Origin of the sequence: Maridesulfovibrio sp., from assembly GCF_963678865.1 — a bacterium.
Classification (GTDB): domain Bacteria; phylum Desulfobacterota; class Desulfovibrionia; order Desulfovibrionales; family Desulfovibrionaceae; genus Maridesulfovibrio.
Window position 1 is genome coordinate 561,804 of record NZ_OY787459.1, and the last position, 15,575, is coordinate 577,378.

The 15,575-nt window shown below is 44.5% G+C and carries 13 protein-coding genes; 5 read left to right on the plus strand and 8 right to left on the minus strand.

Annotation, left to right across the window (positions count from 1 at the left end):
- Positions 1-223 precede the first annotated feature (223 nt).
- Entirely contained in the window at positions 224-1,219 is a 996-nt protein-coding gene (locus ACKU41_RS02470; RefSeq protein ID WP_319779622.1) for a LacI family DNA-binding transcriptional regulator, read from the plus strand.
- 29 nt (positions 1,220-1,248) lie between these two features.
- Here the strand turns inward: ACKU41_RS02470 and ACKU41_RS02475 are convergent, their stop codons facing one another.
- The 3 genes from ACKU41_RS02475 to ACKU41_RS02485 form a co-directional block, all read right to left on the minus strand.
- Entirely contained in the window at positions 1,249-1,365 is a 117-nt protein-coding gene (locus ACKU41_RS02475) for a DUF4172 domain-containing protein (protein WP_407944427.1), read from the minus strand.
- Position 1,366: 1 nt separating this feature from the next.
- Positions 1,367-2,125, minus strand: coding sequence for a formyltransferase family protein (locus ACKU41_RS02480; RefSeq protein WP_321403923.1), 759 nt, complete (start codon positions 2,123-2,125; stop codon positions 1,367-1,369).
- Between the two features lie 108 nt (positions 2,126-2,233).
- A complete protein-coding gene (locus ACKU41_RS02485) occupies positions 2,234-4,903 on the minus strand; it encodes an ABC transporter substrate binding protein (RefSeq protein WP_321403925.1) in 2,670 nt (889 codons plus the stop codon).
- A 366-nt stretch (positions 4,904-5,269) separates the two neighbouring features.
- Between ACKU41_RS02485 and amt the strand changes: the two genes are divergently transcribed.
- The 3 genes from amt (at position 5,270) to ACKU41_RS02500 (ending at position 10,458) form a co-directional block, all read left to right on the plus strand.
- On the plus strand, positions 5,270-8,638 hold the full coding sequence (amt, locus tag ACKU41_RS02490) for an ammonium transporter (protein WP_321403927.1): 3,369 nt from the start codon (positions 5,270-5,272) through the stop codon (positions 8,636-8,638).
- Between the two features lie 68 nt (positions 8,639-8,706).
- On the plus strand, positions 8,707-9,726 hold the full coding sequence (locus tag ACKU41_RS02495) for a substrate-binding domain-containing protein (RefSeq protein ID WP_321403928.1): 1,020 nt from the start codon (positions 8,707-8,709) through the stop codon (positions 9,724-9,726).
- Between the two features lie 18 nt (positions 9,727-9,744).
- Positions 9,745-10,458: a DUF6125 family protein gene (locus tag ACKU41_RS02500; RefSeq protein ID WP_321403929.1), complete on the plus strand. Its 714-nt coding sequence runs from the start codon at positions 9,745-9,747 to the stop codon at positions 10,456-10,458.
- A 51-nt stretch (positions 10,459-10,509) separates the two neighbouring features.
- Here ACKU41_RS02500 and ACKU41_RS02505 read toward each other — a convergent pair whose 3' ends face one another.
- On the minus strand, positions 10,510-10,824 hold the full coding sequence (locus tag ACKU41_RS02505; protein WP_319779628.1) for a hypothetical protein: 315 nt from the start codon (positions 10,822-10,824) through the stop codon (positions 10,510-10,512).
- A 30-nt stretch (positions 10,825-10,854) separates the two neighbouring features.
- The gene (locus tag ACKU41_RS02510; RefSeq protein WP_321403931.1) at positions 10,855-11,289 is read right to left on the minus strand and encodes a DUF5675 family protein; all 435 of its coding nucleotides are present in this window, start codon (positions 11,287-11,289) and stop codon (positions 10,855-10,857) included.
- 1,058 nt (positions 11,290-12,347) lie between these two features.
- Between ACKU41_RS02510 and ACKU41_RS02515 the strand changes: the two genes are divergently transcribed.
- A complete protein-coding gene (locus ACKU41_RS02515; RefSeq protein WP_321403933.1) occupies positions 12,348-13,310 on the plus strand; it encodes a hypothetical protein in 963 nt (320 codons plus the stop codon).
- 157 nt (positions 13,311-13,467) lie between these two features.
- On the opposite strand, the gene ACKU41_RS02520 is transcribed toward ACKU41_RS02515, so the two are convergent.
- The 3 genes from ACKU41_RS02520 to ACKU41_RS02530 form a co-directional block, all read right to left on the minus strand.
- Positions 13,468-14,295, minus strand: a complete 828-nt coding sequence (locus ACKU41_RS02520) for a nitroreductase family protein (protein WP_321403934.1) — start codon at positions 14,293-14,295, stop codon at positions 13,468-13,470.
- 200 nt (positions 14,296-14,495) lie between these two features.
- Complete coding sequence (locus tag ACKU41_RS02525; RefSeq protein WP_319779632.1) at positions 14,496-15,068, minus strand: flavin reductase family protein; 573 nt, start codon at positions 15,066-15,068, stop codon at positions 14,496-14,498.
- A gap of 3 nt (positions 15,069-15,071) precedes the next feature.
- Entirely contained in the window at positions 15,072-15,362 is a 291-nt protein-coding gene (locus tag ACKU41_RS02530; protein ID WP_319779633.1) for an antibiotic biosynthesis monooxygenase, read from the minus strand.
- Positions 15,363-15,575: the final 213 nt, after the last annotated feature.

Sequence of the window (15,575 nt, forward strand, 5' to 3'; positions counted from 1 at the left end):
TTCAAAAAAACTTGATCATTCCCGTTCTACCCAGCGGGTAAATATTTTGGTTTTATTATACATACAATTTTAATCTTGTAAATAGGTGGTGTTTTACAACGCCAAAACTCAAAAAGTATTTTTTAAATAGCCTGTTAGAAGGAAAATACTGTCTCTCGCCATTAAAAAAGTTGTAATTTTTTATGAAATCGATTACATTTTTATGTAACAAAAGAGGTAACACATGAGAATTAAAGACATTGCTGAAGCTGCAGGAGTTTCTACCGCTACTGTTTCGCGAGTTCTGGGAGGCAAACCCAATGTTCGGCAGGAAGTCCGAGAGAAAGTATTGAATATTGTAGCCAAAACCAATTACAGACCGGACAAGGCGGCTCAAAGGTTGCGCTCAAAAAAGTCCACTTACATTGGACTCATCGTTGCCGATATTCAAAGTCCTTTTTTTGCTTCGGTAGCAAGAGCTGTTGAGGATGTAGCTCAAAAGAACAATTACAGTGTTATCTTCTGCAACACGGATGAAAATCACGAAAAAGAACGTATGTACCTTGAAATGATGCAGAGTGAAAACGCTGCAGGAATTATCCTGGCCCCTACCTTGCGACTTTCCGACAACTTTGAACTGACGAGATATAACACCTCGCCCATAGTTGTTATCGACCGACAGGTTAATGGATATGCAGCAGACATGGTTCTTATAGATAACCATCAGGCTGCTGTGGAATTAACAAGGCATATGCTTGCGCACGGATACAAACACATTGCGGCTCTTTTCGGCGAAAACAGTGCCACAGGACAGCAGCGTAAGTCCGGATTCGAAGAGGCTGTACGGGAAGCGGGACTTGCAAAAGAAAACGTAATAACCAAGACCCTTCCGCCCACAGATCAGGCCGCCCATAAAGCTGTCACCGAATTATTGAATCTTGAGACTCCTCCTCAAGCTATCATCACCAGTAACGGCAGACTTGGAGCTGGAGCTTTCAGAGCCATAAGAGATAAAGAATTGCCGGTTCCTGAATCCGTGGCTTTTGCAAGCTTCGATGAATCAATCTGGACTTCCATGACCCGTCCCGCCATCACCGTAGTTGCGCAACCGACTTACGCCATTGGGCAGACCGCCTGTGAATTACTCCTTAAACGCATTGACGATCCTAAACGACCTACACGAAGAGTGGTTCTTGAAAGCAGACTGGTCGTAAGGCAATCCTGTGGCGGAAAAATATAAAGACAGCATTAAAAATACATTCCTACCGTTTATCCAGACGTCAGCAATGGGGACCGTACATATTCAGGACTAAGGAAATCCCCTTCTATAACTGATGAATGAACTATATCATTGGTCAGAATCTTCAGGTCCGCCTTACTTCTCAGATCATTCCCCTGCCACCTTTTTCCTCAATTCAGCGACTTCATAAGGCGAAAGAGCGTGATCAATCACAACTTTCCTGTTGTCATTGGTGTAGTAAAAAGCTCCCGGCCAAGGCGCAGCCAAGGCGCGTATCAGAAGGCTAATTTCTTCATCGCTCTGCGACCAGTTAATAAGTCCGTCATCAGGAGTGCGACTAGGCCACACGTGAGCTTTAGATTCATCCTGAGGGTATGAGGGAACTTTTCCTTGAAGAAGACTGGGGAGCCAAATATCCAAAAGATAAACTGAAGCATTCAGAATTTTGCCGAGTACGGAGAGCATGGTATCATTTGTTTCGATTACAACTTCGGCGGCATCAATGACCGGTCCCGTATCCACGCCTTTATCCACAAAATGCAGCGTCGCAGCAGTGCTCTTTTCACCGTTAATTATGGCCCATTGCAGGGTATTGGCACCCCGGTATTCCGGCAGCTTTCCGCCATGAAGATTCACCACTCCCATGGGAAAAAAATCAATCAATTCTTTCCATAATATTCGGCTATAGGAGCAAATAATCCCCAGTTGTGGGGACCCCAATTGTTCGAGAAATATCTGCCGTTCATTTTTGGGAGGATGAGGGATTGCATGGACGCCCGTAACGTGAAGCCACGGTTGGTTTTCATAACGTCTCGGGTCATACACGATAGTGTAGTTCTGAGGCCGGTGGCGAGTGTTTTCAATAACCCGTGCGCCAACTTCATCAACGAAAAATACGATCGACATCTAAAGACCTTCCATGTCCGTTGTAATCCGCATAATATCTTCTGAGCAGGAATCAACGCGTCGGCATTTGTATAAATAATTCAACAGCCTAATACTTACACTACAATATTACGAATCCGCTCTGGGGATCTTGATTATGAACCGAGTCCATTCACCTTCTTCAGACTGAACTTCCATACTGCCTTTATACAAATCAGTAACTATAAAGTAGGAAACAGACAGGCCAAGTCCAGTCCCCTGACCAACGGGCTTGGTGGTGAAGAAAGGTTCCAGTATTCGACGACGGATATGCTCCGGCATTCCGGGGCCATTATCTTCTATTTCGGTTACAACATAGTTTTCTTTTAAATATGCCCGAAGAATAAATTTCGGAACCTGATCCCCATAATCCTTCTCGGTCATGGCTTCAGCTCCATTTTTCAACAAATTGAGAAAGACCTGCTGCATCTCGTTACCATCACATTTAATATCAGGAAGGTTCGTTGAATATTGACGTGACACTTTAACTCTGCGGAAATCAAACTGACGCTGCATATCATAAAAATTAGTGGCTAGCCCGACAGCCTCATCCAGCAGGCATGTTACCTTGAACAGCCCTGCCCCTGAGGGTTCGCTCTTCCTACTGAATGTAAGCATATTACCGACAATATTGGCCGCTCTCTCGCTTCCATCTGTCATATTGTTGAGCATCCTCAAGATTCCACGCTTATCCAGATATTCATTTATAACTTCGATGGTTGTGCCGCATTCTTCAGCTAAGATTCGGTTTGTATCAAGATCTTTGGAAATCCGGTTGCTGATGTTTTGGGCTGACCCCATAACAACAGCCAACGGATTATTAATTTCGTGGGCCATACCAGCTGCCAGTCCGCCAATGGACATCATTTTTTCCGATTGGACCATCATTTGTTCCATCTGCACGCTTCTGGATTCATTATCTATGCGAACAATGACTTCTTTGGATATGTCTGGGTCCAACGGAAACGCTGTAATAGTTTCGTACCGGGCTTTCCCTGCTTGATGACGAAGAACCCTGCAAGCGCGTCGGGGAACCTGCTCATTACTGCTTTCCTTGATCATATCCACAAAAGGATCCAGCCAAGGGAATAACTCAGTCAAAATTTTACCCTGCGCATCATCCAGGGATGCGCCTGAGCATTCTTTACCGGTACTATTCAGCATGGTTACACGCACATCCTGATCCACACCCACCAGAATCGAAGGCATGGAATCAAGAACATTGGCTAGATATTTTCGCATACGGTTCAGCTCTGCTTCAGCTTTTTTACGCTCAGTAATGTCAACAACCGATCCTTCTATGACGGACTTCCCGTCATGATCAACTACTTGCCGGGCATTAACATTTAGCCATAATTTATGCCCATCTTTATGGTATATACGGACTTCACCTGAAACTTTACCGTCTTGCCAGATTATGCTGAGAAGCCTTTTTCGTTCATCAGGGTCAATGTAAATATTATTTGTAGTTCCCTTTAAAGCGGTTGTTAATTCATCTATTGAATCATAACCGAATAACGCCGCACAAGCCGGATTAGCGGTTAAAATCTCGCCATCAAAGGTTGTTTGGAAGATTCCTTCGATAGCATTATCAAAAATGGATCTGTATTTACGTTCCGAATAACTTAACTCCTCTCTGGTACGGCGCAATTTAATAAATGCGACGAAAAGCATGAACACCAACAAGGAAAGCAACGAAATTATAGCAACAGATATCCATATAAAAGACTGATATTTTCTATAAAAATAATGAGGTTGATTAATAATTACACTATCTTTGGGGATGTCTTCGCGAGAAACACCGTATTTTTCCATACCAAGCCAATTGAAGATGTAAGTATTGTTCACAGATTTTACTACCGGAATATTTTTAGGGCTTTCTCCACCTAAAACACGCCGCGCCAACTCCCCGATTACGCGACCATGTTTTCGACCGGAATCAAGAATCTTGCCTCCGATAACGTTATCCCAGAGATACCTGCGGGCAAGGCAGTAAACAGGCATGGATGAGTTTTCAGTAAGCCAGTTCCCTATTTTTTCAGATGCTAAATACTGACCATTCCGATCTGTGTAGTATGCTCCGAAAAGCACTACGGTTCCGGGTTTAAGAGAATTGATTTTGCCTTTCAATTCTTCCATGGAAAGATTCTCGTTGTGTACGAAACGGGCTTTATCTTCAAAAGGTTTTTGAGCACGCAAAATACTTTCGGCCCAGGCCCGTCCCGAAGGAAGATAGTCATTAATCACGAAGATTTCTTTCGTATCCGGAAAATGTTTAAATATTATTTCAATAGTTTCACGCAAGGACACTATTTCGGCAACACCAGTGAAATCATCTCTGTTTTCAATACTCTTGTCGGAAAAATTATTAACCCCGCCAAAAACAACCGGCACATTTTTAAATAGATCGTTTTTATGCTTCAAAAGCAGATCAAAGGCATTGTTATCTGTCGCTATAACCAAATTCAGATTTATATTGCGGTATTTCTCCTTATAGATATGCAATAACTTGTCATAATATTTTTGGCTTTGATGACGTTTAGTATCCATATATTCGGTATGGATAATTGTATCATCATAAGGAGGCCGCAGTAATTCTTCACGAATCCCCTTATCCAAGTTATCTACCCAAGCCATGCCGGGGTGATAGGAATGAAGGATCAGCACATGCTTGAAACCTTCGCTCTGTGCTGCAGCAGACAAAACCATGCACATCAGCAAAATAAATGTTAAACAAATATATAAACATAGAGATCTCATAGAGACTACTCTCTCCTGTATTTATTATAAAAACATCACCAATCGTCTCCATATAAACCTACTCACTTGTAGCTTACGTGCTTTTAGTATCTAAAGCAATTATAGCTTCTTATGGATAAGGTTCGTTACGCATATTTGCTAGTCCGGAAAACACCTTCAGGATCCACAACTACACCATACAGAAAACGCACTACAAAAGACGTTGTCAGCAACTTAACTACAAAAACCTCATAAAAAATCTTTTTGACATCAATCCGATTGTCTGATTTTATACAAAAAGAGAAAATCTCTTTCAAAACCAACTGCTATAAGATAATATAATGTCTTTTTTGCAAACAAGCCTTTGCCCTGCCTAAGGATCGAATTATGGAAAACTCGCTAGTTGATGTGTTGTGGATTTTGATTTGCGCAGCACTTGTTTTTTTGATGCAACCAGGCTTCATGTGCCTTGAATCCGGACTGACAAGATCCAAAAATTCCATCAACGTGGCTGCTAAAAATCTGGCGGACTTTGTTTTTTCCGCCTTAAGTTTCTGGGCAGTTGGTTATGGATTGATGTTTGGAGCTGAATATGCGGGTATAATAGGTACCGATTCTTTCATCCCTTCCATTGATTCTTCGGCTTACCTCACATCATTCTTCATTTTTCAGACCATGTTCTGCGGTACGGCTACAACCATTTTTTCCGGAGCAATAGCCGAGCGTATGTCTTTCGGGGCTTATCTTATTGTTGCAGAGATACTTTCAGTCCTGGTCTACCCGCTTTTCGGCAACTGGGCATGGAACGGCCTTGAAAACGGGGAGTTGCTGGGATGGCTGGGTTCCCGTGGCTTCATCGATTTTGCAGGTTCCACCGTTGTCCATTCCGTAGGCGGCTGGGTAGCTTTGGCCGCACTGTTGGTCGTAGGTCCACGCAGCGGAAGATTCACAGAGGACGGCAAGGTTAGGGAAATGAATCCTTCAAACCTGCCCATGTCCGTTCTCGGAACCCTGCTGCTCTGGTTTGGCTGGTTCGGTTTCAATGGCGGATCCACTTTGACTCTGGATGCATCGGTTCCACTGATCATCGCAAACACAACTCTGGCAGGAGTAGCCGGGGGCGCAACATGCACCCTTCTAGGCTGGTTTGACACCCGGATTCCCAAGGTCAACAATCTTATAAACGGTTCACTTGGCGGTCTGGTTGCCATTACCGCCAACTGCCATGTTGTTTCTGCTGCTGATGCTGTGGTCATAGGCGGACTGGCCGGCCCTCTCTGCATATGGCTGGAAAAGATGCTTGAAAAAGCAAAAATCGATGACGCAGTTGGAGCGGTCCCGGTACACCTAGGCTGTGGAATATGGGGAACACTGGCGGTCGCTTTCTTTGGCGATCCCAAGCTCATCGGGACAGGGCTGGGAATGTATGACCAGTTTATCATCCAGTTAACCGGAGTCTTCGCCGCTTTCGCCGTAGCCTTTCTACTTCCGTACATATTACTGACTATAATCAACCGTTTCCTACCGCTACGGGTCACTCCCGAGGAAGAGGAAGTCGGGCTTAACATTTCCGAACACGGTGCGCATACAGACCTGCTGGACCTTTTCCAGACCATGGAACAGCAGGCCCTGACCAAAGACCTATCCCTGAGAATTCCGGTAGAACCTTTCACCGAAGTCGGTAGGATCGCCACCTGTTACAATCAGGTCATGTCCGCACTTGAAGAAAACGTATCCAAAACCGAAGCAATAATTAATTCCGCCACAGACGGCATCCTGACTTTTTCCCGAGATTCGTTGAAACTGCTTCAAGCCAACCCGCGGGCAAGAGAGATGTTTGCGCTTCCCGGGGGCGGTGTACTTGAGGGATTACAATTCACTGACCTCGTAAATGCTGAAGGAATTCCTACGGAGACTTTGTTTTGTTCCCGATCGGTTGAACTGAGCGGCAACAGTGTTGGGGGTAACAAATTCCCGGTTGAAGCTGTTATAACGCCTGCTAAAGGCATGCCTTTCTATATTGCTATCATAAGAGATATCAGCGAGCGCAAGGATGCTGAGTACAAAATACGCACACAGCAGGCCTACTTTCAACAGCTATTCGAAAGCTCGCCGCAGGCAATTGTGCAGGTGAATACAAAAGGTATTATTCAGAATGTAAATAAAGGATTCGAGCAACTCTTCGGATTTGCCCGTGAAGAAGTCCTCGGAGCTTACAACCGAAGTGTCGTCGTCCCGGAGAACCTGCAGGCTGAAGCCAAGCAGTTCAGTGAATCAGTCATGACCGGACGCCTTGTTGACAGGGAGACAGTACGTCGACACAAGGACGGCAGACTGATTCCCATATCAGTCATCGGCTACCCCATCCATGTTGAGGATGAACTCAGCGGGATATATTATATTTACACAGACATTACCCAACGCAAAGCCTTTGAAGACCAGTTAGCTCATCAGGCATTCCACGACTCCCTGACCGGACTGCCGAACAGGGTCCTTTTTGCCGAACGCCTCTCAAGGGCATTGAAGCGCTCAAAGCGCCGCAAGCAATATCGTTTCGCAGCAATGATGCTCGATATGGACAGGTTCAAATGGATTAATGATACTCTGGGGCACCATGCAGGGGACGAATTTCTGATTGCCATCGCGGACCGTATCAGTTCATGCATACGGGAAGTGGATACAGTCGCGCGTCTCGGTGGTGATGAATTCGGGATAGTAATCGAAGAATTCTCCTCTTACCAGGAAGTTATCAAGATCGCCAAAAGGATTCAGCACTCACTGCAGCTTCCTCTTGAGTTGGCCGAAGGCAAAGTTACCTCCAGCGCAAGTATCGGTATTGTGCTTAAAAATGAAGACTATGATAATTCCGATGCGGTTATGCGCGACGCTGATATTGCCATGTACAGAGCCAAAGAAATGGGTCGTTCCAGATTCAAGGTATTCAACCAGAGAATGCATTCAAGACTTCTTGCTGAAGTTGAATTGGAAAAAGACCTGCGTCAAGCCATCCAAAATGAAGATCTTTCCCTTTACTATCAGCCCATTATGAACACATCAAACGGCCAGTTACGGGGATTTGAAGCCCTGCTGCGCTGGGATAGCCCAGAACGGGGAATGGTTTCTCCAGCAGAAATTATTCCGCTTGCAGAAGAGACGGGATTGATAGTGCCTCTTGGGCAGTGGATATTACGCGATGCATGTAAAAGCATGAAAAAATGGTTGCAAACCACCGGACTTGAAGATCTGACGGTCAACGTCAACCTGTCATTCAAACAATTCGGGCAGCCCAATTTCACTCAATTTGTCAAAAGCACTCTGGAACAGACAGGCCTTCCACCGGCCAATCTCAAGCTGGAATTGACTGAAAGCTGCCTGATGCAGAACCCTTCCGAAACCATGTCCAAGCTGACAACTCTGCGTGAGATGGGAGTTCAACTGGTCATAGATGATTTCGGAACAGGCTACTCATCATTAAGCTACCTGCAGCGTTTCCCCATTAACGGACTCAAAATAGACCGCTCGTTCATCTCCGGCGAGAATCAGGACCCGTCAAACAAGGAAATAGTCAGAACAATTATAGCCATGGCCAAAAGCCTCGGACTGGATGTTGTTGCAGAAGGCGTTGAAGAATCAAGTCAATTGAACATGCTTCAGGATATGTCTTGCGACGCAGTACAGGGATTCATGTTTTCACGTCCCGTAGAAGGATCAAAAGTGGAAAACTTTATCAACACGCATCGCTCCGACAAGTCTTGAATGAAAAACTACTTAGGGCTATAGTTCCGGTAATCATCAAAAATTTGAAATACTGCAAAGGAGACCGGATGCCCCTGTTCAACTGCAAGAAAAAAATTAAAATCTCGATAATATTTCTATTATTATCAGCCGTTCTGTGTATTTCATATCCGGCAAACGCAGCGAATACACCTAATTCTGAAACACTGTCCATCGCAGTTATTCCGGAAAGGGGCGATCTGGATTTCTGGCATCTGCTGAAAAAAGGAGCGATAAAGGCTGCCACTGATGATGGGAAAATCAAGATTCTCTGGGTTAATCCTGCAGGATACGGAAGCTTCAAAGAACAAAAGAAAAAACTTAAATGGTGCATGCAGCATCAGGTCGATGCGATTGTGATATCCCCTGTGCATGTCCTGAGGATGGCGGAACCATTAGAAGAGGTGATAGACTCAGGCATACCCGTCATCCAGATGGTCTCAAAGATATCCCGCAGCATCAAGACCGGATACGTGCATTCCGACAATTTCAAGGGAGGTGCGCTTGCTGCAGAATATCTGCAAAAGAAATTGAATAATTCAGGTTCAGTGGTGCTTGGATTATTCACTCAAGGCAACCTTCCTGTAAACGACCGGGTTAAAGGATTTAAGGATCAACTGGATAAAACTGATTCAAAATTGAAAATTGCTAAATCTATCTACGTCGGCAAGTCCTATGAAAAGGGAGCTTCAAAGATCCGCGTAGCCATGTATGGTAGTTCCGGCCCGAGAAAAAAACAAAAAATAAATGCCGTAGTGGGATTTAATGAAAGCAGCAGTGAGGTTCTGATTGAAACCCTCCAAAAGCTTGATAAGCTTAAAGGGTTGAATTTTGTTGCCTTCAATCCTGATCCGAATATGATCACTCAAATCGAGAATGATACTATTTCCGCAGGTGTCGCGCAGGACCCTTTTGAAATCGGAAGAATTGCTGTCACTCAGGCTGCAATGGCTGCCCGAGGTCAAAAAATACCCGCAAACACCAAAACTGGCGTCTACCTGATAACTAAAGACAATTTATCACAGCCGAAGATTCAGGAAATTCTCGGGTTAAAAAAACGTACCTACTAATTTCACCGGAGTCTCCCCATGAATGACCATCGCCATACTACCCCGGATGACATAACCGAAATCATCCGCCAGCTTGTAGCTCATTATGGACTCTGGCTGGCCGAGAGTGTCCACCAACTGGGTCTTGAGGCAGCACTGGATGCCGAAAAAGAAGCCGGGGATCGATTTTTTACTATCCTTTCCGGTAAATTGGGACGGGCACTGGGCATCCGTCCGCAAGATCTGCTTAAGAAAACGGATCAGGAAACCATGGACAAACTGGGTATGGCTCTGCGCTCGGCATGGCTGGCTGCTGATGGGGTCTGGTTTCAGGCCATCGAAGGTCAGGCCGACATAAATACAGCAAAACGGGTAAACGATACCTGCTGGTCCCGTTTTTCACCTCTTGAGGCCCGCCGGGCCAAAGCCGTTCTGGAACTGCCTGAACTCGGTGGCATATCGGCCTTGAAAGCAGCTTTAAAGGTACGCATGTATGCCCATCTCAACCGCTGGGAATTCATAGAAGAAACCGATAATTCAATAATTTTCTGGATGACTGATTGCAGGGTCCAGTCGGCCCGTAAACGTAAGGGGCTGCAGGATTACCCCTGCAAATCCGGCGGAATAACCGAATATACCGGATTCGCCCGGGAAATTGACCCCAGACTGCATTGTGAGTGCATCGGATGCCCCCCTGACGAACACCCGGAAGAGTGGGTATGTGCTTGGAAATTTACTATCAAAGAAGACTAGGTATACAAATTGAGTGCCTCCTGAACGAAAAATAGATCAGGAGGCATTTAATTATTTCATGGCTCGTTTTGATGCCTTAAGCGGGTTGATCATCTTGGATTTACCTGCGGTTACAGTTTTGATCCGATGTTTATTTTCTTCAAAAATATCAACTGTTGCAAAACCGTTTTCCTCAAGCAAATCCCATATCCCCTGTCGATCCACGCCATAACGGTTAACATCCGCCTGTTTTTTATCCACTCTGCTTTGCTCAGTGAGGTATAAGCCCTTACTGTCAATTGCGAGAAGTTTCTTCTCTCCATTGAGATCCACTTCCTGAATTACCATATCCGATGTGGTTCCGAACCTGTTTACTCCGTCAAGCATATGTTTCTCCAATTTGGAACAGCTAAAAATTTACTGAAAATGATTATCATGTTCATATAGTTCAAATGTGGTCCGAATGTCAATCTCCCCCTGATGACTACCGGACATAGCTGCCATAAATTGTTTAAACCCGGTCTTACTGCCAAGCACAGCACGTTTACCCTTTAAATATCCGGGTTTACTTCCGGTCAGAGGACATCCTTCAGTATCGTCCACAGTATTACCGATATGGATACGAACATATAATCTCCCCGGAACATCCTTGATTGTCCACAAATTACGCCCCTTGGATGGTGAGTACTCTAATTCCAACGGATAAAGACCTGCAGGAATACATGAAACTTTCATCATGTTATTTCTCCATGGTTCCTCAAGAGTCCAGCAAACAGCCTTACCATCTACAAGTAGCACGCCCAATGTAGCCTCCTCCCCATTTTCGACACGAACTAATTGTACTTTTTTCATACGCTACTTCCTTAAAATAATTTAAATTTTTAAAGACATAAGCCACGCAAACTATGCTCTAATGTATGAAAAAGTCGGACTTCAAAAAGATTGACAAGGTCCGAGGACAGAAACTCCGGAAAAAAACTCCCGGGATAAGTGCAGATGAAGCTTGCCTTGGATCAAAAAACAACAATCTAACCAATGAAAAACCGTCCTTCAATTCAGGACGGCTTTTCATTTTGACCCAATCTGCTGTCATTATGCCCACCAAAATATCGCAAGCCGTGCGAAGTTTTGCTGCCAATATGTAATAGGCTACTGCGTAAAGTATAAGAGGGAGTGGCAATCAACCAGGATGGTCCGGGCGAGTACCATCGGCATAGTAAAGTTTCGGAGACATGACTCCAGTCGAGTATATCCAAACACTTTCACCACAAGAAAATTCTACTTTTGGAAGGCACTAACTTGGGGGGGGGCAGCACTTCATACTGGATATCCAGCTCCATTTGTGTGCTCCCCTCGAAATATACATTTATAAAATTCAATTCAGGTGAATAACTACAAAGCAACACAAAAAATAAATTATCCCACTTGACACACAGAAACAGTTATAGCATTTATAGTTGTAATCACTTTTTTACGCTTAAGTTAGCACCAATCTATCGAAGGAGAGAGCCTTAATGCAAAAAAAACAGAGTATTTATTTATCACCACATTTAGCGGCACACATTCTAATTATTTTTATTCTAGTTTTCTCGTTTTCAAATTTATCACATGCAGCAGAGAAAGATACTACTGCAAAAAGCAACAGTTCAATTACGGAGCCTTGCCCTAAAAACCAGAAATGTGCACAAATATTTGTTGCACCTGCCTATAATTGCCAATGCACAATACCGTCGATGAATAAAACATTTACTGACAACATGCGAACAGCATTCAACAAAGTTGAAAATGGCACTTACGGACCCCAATATACTGTCACAGCACCAAAAACAGAATATGTATACTTACCTGCGGGTACGACTTGGAGAGTAAACACAGTTGATCTCTCTTTTAAAGATGAACCCTTTCCATGCATGATTAAAATTAAAGAAGACGGCAGCGGCTGGGAGTACGCGCAGGGCTGCTCTTCAACTTCCACCTCGGCAAACTGCACTGGATGCAAATACCTAACCACCCCCTCTCAAACAAACAGCGATGGCTATTCCATGCTCAACTCAGGCTGCCCTTGTGGTGGCAACACGGGAGTTGCAGGCTATGGACATGCCTACCTTCTGGATTACAAAAATTATAATTTCCTCTTCCGGGGTCCCAGACCTGTATTGCAAAAGAACGGCAAATGGGTATTTGACCAAAAAGGACTGCTGGCGACCCTGCAATCAAGGGCCAAATCCCAGCTGAACAGATCACTGCCGGACAAGTTCATTCTTGTGGACATCAGCCTGATCGACGACACAGGGGAAGGCCCACAGCTTAACGCGGAATATGCACCTTTTAAAGGGAACAGCACCGCTCTTGCAAAACATCAGTATTTTCCTTCCAATACTACCTTTGCCAAACTTTCCGGCAACGACATAAAAGGCCGTTTCATCTGGTGGCAGATGTTGACCAAACAAGCCGGGGGCGCATCAAAGAGTAATTTAGATGGACTGATAACCCAAATCAGCTCCATCATGAACAAAAAACATAGAATTCCTTATGTGCTATATTTCCACTGCAGTGCAGGAGAAGACAGAACCGGCGAAGTCGCTATTTCCTACCTGCTCAAACAAAGGATGTCGGATACCCCCGAAGCGGCCTATATATATGGAACAACCATTTACACTGATCCTGATAACAAAACCAAAGGACGCACAACACCGACAAATCCCATCCCAACTTATCTGGCTGGAGCCAATTGGTACTGCCAGCAGGACCCCAAAAGAGTTTGCAGCTTCACTGACCAGACCACAGTACCCGGCAAAAACTCGAACACCTGTGAATATCCATGGAGCAATAACAATTCCACAAAGCCTTGCATTTTTGCAGGCCAGAACTAACAAAGAAACCAGTCATTTAAAAAGTTGCCCCCTGAAGCCGTTGATGCGGCTTCAGGGGGCAACTTGCTGAGTCATTACATATTGATGAGACAAACAAAACAGCCCGGCATTTCATTATGAAATACCGGGCTTCCTAACTTCGTTTGACCTTAGCAGATTATTCCCACTCAACCCGCCTTACACGAGCGCTACCGCGTTCTACAGTGCGCGGGTACTTAACTGCAGGAGTGCCGAAAAGCATGGCATACCCCAGATCGTGACCTTCAGGAATGCCCAGCTTTGCTTTCATATCCGGGAAGATGGACTCTACCACCCGTTTAAGCAGGCCATTCCAGAGAGTACCGATTTTCATGGAGTGGGCCATCAGCTCAAAATAGGAAAGAAAAATCGTCATATCCCCTATCCGGCTGGGTACACTTTGCGGGGCGGAGACTATAATCAAATGGGGCGCATCGCGAAACAGTATATCCACCCCTTCCTCTTTCATCCTTTTACTAATCATTTTAAAGAGATCAACAAGATACGGAAAGTCAGAGACGCCTTTATCAATAGCAGAATCAAGACGGGAATGAACTTCTTTACTGAATTTTTTAATGGACTCAGGATCATCCATAAGGGTGATATGTACGCATCGCGAATTAACACCGGTAGGCGCATGCCACGCGACATCAAGCAGTTTCTGAATTCTTTCCGGCTCCAGCGGTTCCGGGTCATAAGACCGCACAGAACGGCGTCCCTTTATAAGAGTCGCGACCTCATCTTCGCCCGGCATATTGCCCTTAAGAGGTGTGCAGTCTTCAGGACTGTTGCCGAGAATGGAAATGGCCCCGGCAGGACAGACCGCCAGACAATGCTGACATTCAAAACACTTCTGCTCATCTTTAATTCTTGGATAGGTATCAAGTTCAATAAGGCCGAAAAAACAATCCTGAGCGCATAAACCGCACTGTACGCATAAGTCTTTATCTACAATAAAATTCTTCATATCCACTCCACATTTTTACAGATAATATTTATATGGCAGCATGAACGGCATCCGTAGATTTCATCGCTGAGAAAAGAATTGTCCGCGTATCAACCACAGCTATGCCCATGTCATTTTTAAAACAGACACCTTTCACCCAGCAACCTGTTATCTCAGCCATTACGAAAAATGTATAAAAAGATTAAACACTTAATCATCAATTACTTCATAAATTTCTTACCGACTTTAAATCCCTGCCCTACAGTCTTACCCATTCCTACATACTCACGGGTGGCCGGGGTAAAAACAAATGGATTCACCTTATCCATTACAGGCATACCTTTTTCATTGAGAACACTCTCATCCGCCTTGATGCCAAGGATCTCACCCACAAACTGCGTATGCAGTCCCAGCTCAAATGTTTCGACAACCTTGCATTCAAATACAAGCGGAAATTCTTCAACATAAGGAGCATCAACAACATCGGAGCGTACCGGGGTCAATCCGGTGACCGCAAATTTATCGGAATTTTTACCCGTGGCAATGCCAAAAAAGTCGGCCTCGGTAACATATTCGGCGGAAGGTATTGAAACGGTATAAGCTCCCCGTTCCATAATGGAGCCATAAGTATAAGTAGCTTTGCGCAGGGAAACGGTAATCATGGGGGGGACAGAACAGCAGATGCCTCCCCATGCAATAGTCATAACATTAGGTTTGTCATCTTTATCGTAACTGCCGACGCACCAGACCGGAGTAGGCATGGCAAGTGTGTTGGGTTTAATGGATTTCTTCATTTTTTATACTCCTGTTTTTTCAAGCATTGTCCAAAATTTAACTTCCGGTAAACTTTCGACTAATCCGACGATATCATCGTAAGTTTTACGAAGCAGTTCACTATCCATATGCATACGATAAGATGCCTCGGATGAAAAATGACCGTAAACCATGAACAAAGCAGGATCGTCCTTATCCTGGTGAAGATAGTATATAAGCAACCCTTCCTGTCCCGCACATCCGCCCACACTCTTTTCAAGTCTGGCCCGTAATTCATCCACGCAACCGGATTTAGCCTTGATACGCGCGGTCATAATAAAATTATCCTTACAAAACATCGTATTAACCTTTCTTATTCTCAAATATAATAAATGGACAAAAAAAGCAGCACAGAGCTCTCTCATGTCCATTTGTAAATATATAAATTCTTCCCCCAGAACACCTCCGCAGGAAAGATGAATATGAATCGGTAAAAGGTACTACATTTGTCGTAGGAAAAGGATAAAGAAAGCAGACCGGAATATATT

Coding starts and splice junctions, on each gene's coding strand:
- ACKU41_RS02470 (WP_319779622.1), top strand. CDS start 224: ATGAGAATTAAAGACATTGCTGAAGCTGCAGGAGTTTCTACCGCTACT.
- ACKU41_RS02480 (WP_321403923.1), bottom strand. CDS start 2,125: ATGTCGATCGTATTTTTCGTTGATGAAGTTGGCGCACGGGTTATTGAA.
- ACKU41_RS02485 (WP_321403925.1), bottom strand. CDS start 4,903: ATGAGATCTCTATGTTTATATATTTGTTTAACATTTATTTTGCTGATG.
- amt (WP_321403927.1), top strand. CDS start 5,270: ATGGAAAACTCGCTAGTTGATGTGTTGTGGATTTTGATTTGCGCAGCA.
- ACKU41_RS02495 (WP_321403928.1), top strand. CDS start 8,707: ATGCCCCTGTTCAACTGCAAGAAAAAAATTAAAATCTCGATAATATTT.
- ACKU41_RS02500 (WP_321403929.1), top strand. CDS start 9,745: ATGAATGACCATCGCCATACTACCCCGGATGACATAACCGAAATCATC.
- ACKU41_RS02505 (WP_319779628.1), bottom strand. CDS start 10,824: ATGCTTGACGGAGTAAACAGGTTCGGAACCACATCGGATATGGTAATT.
- ACKU41_RS02510 (WP_321403931.1), bottom strand. CDS start 11,289: ATGAAAAAAGTACAATTAGTTCGTGTCGAAAATGGGGAGGAGGCTACA.
- ACKU41_RS02515 (WP_321403933.1), top strand. CDS start 12,348: ATGATTAAAATTAAAGAAGACGGCAGCGGCTGGGAGTACGCGCAGGGC.
- ACKU41_RS02520 (WP_321403934.1), bottom strand. CDS start 14,295: ATGAAGAATTTTATTGTAGATAAAGACTTATGCGTACAGTGCGGTTTA.
- ACKU41_RS02525 (WP_319779632.1), bottom strand. CDS start 15,068: ATGAAGAAATCCATTAAACCCAACACACTTGCCATGCCTACTCCGGTC.
- ACKU41_RS02530 (WP_319779633.1), bottom strand. CDS start 15,362: ATGACCGCGCGTATCAAGGCTAAATCCGGTTGCGTGGATGAATTACGG.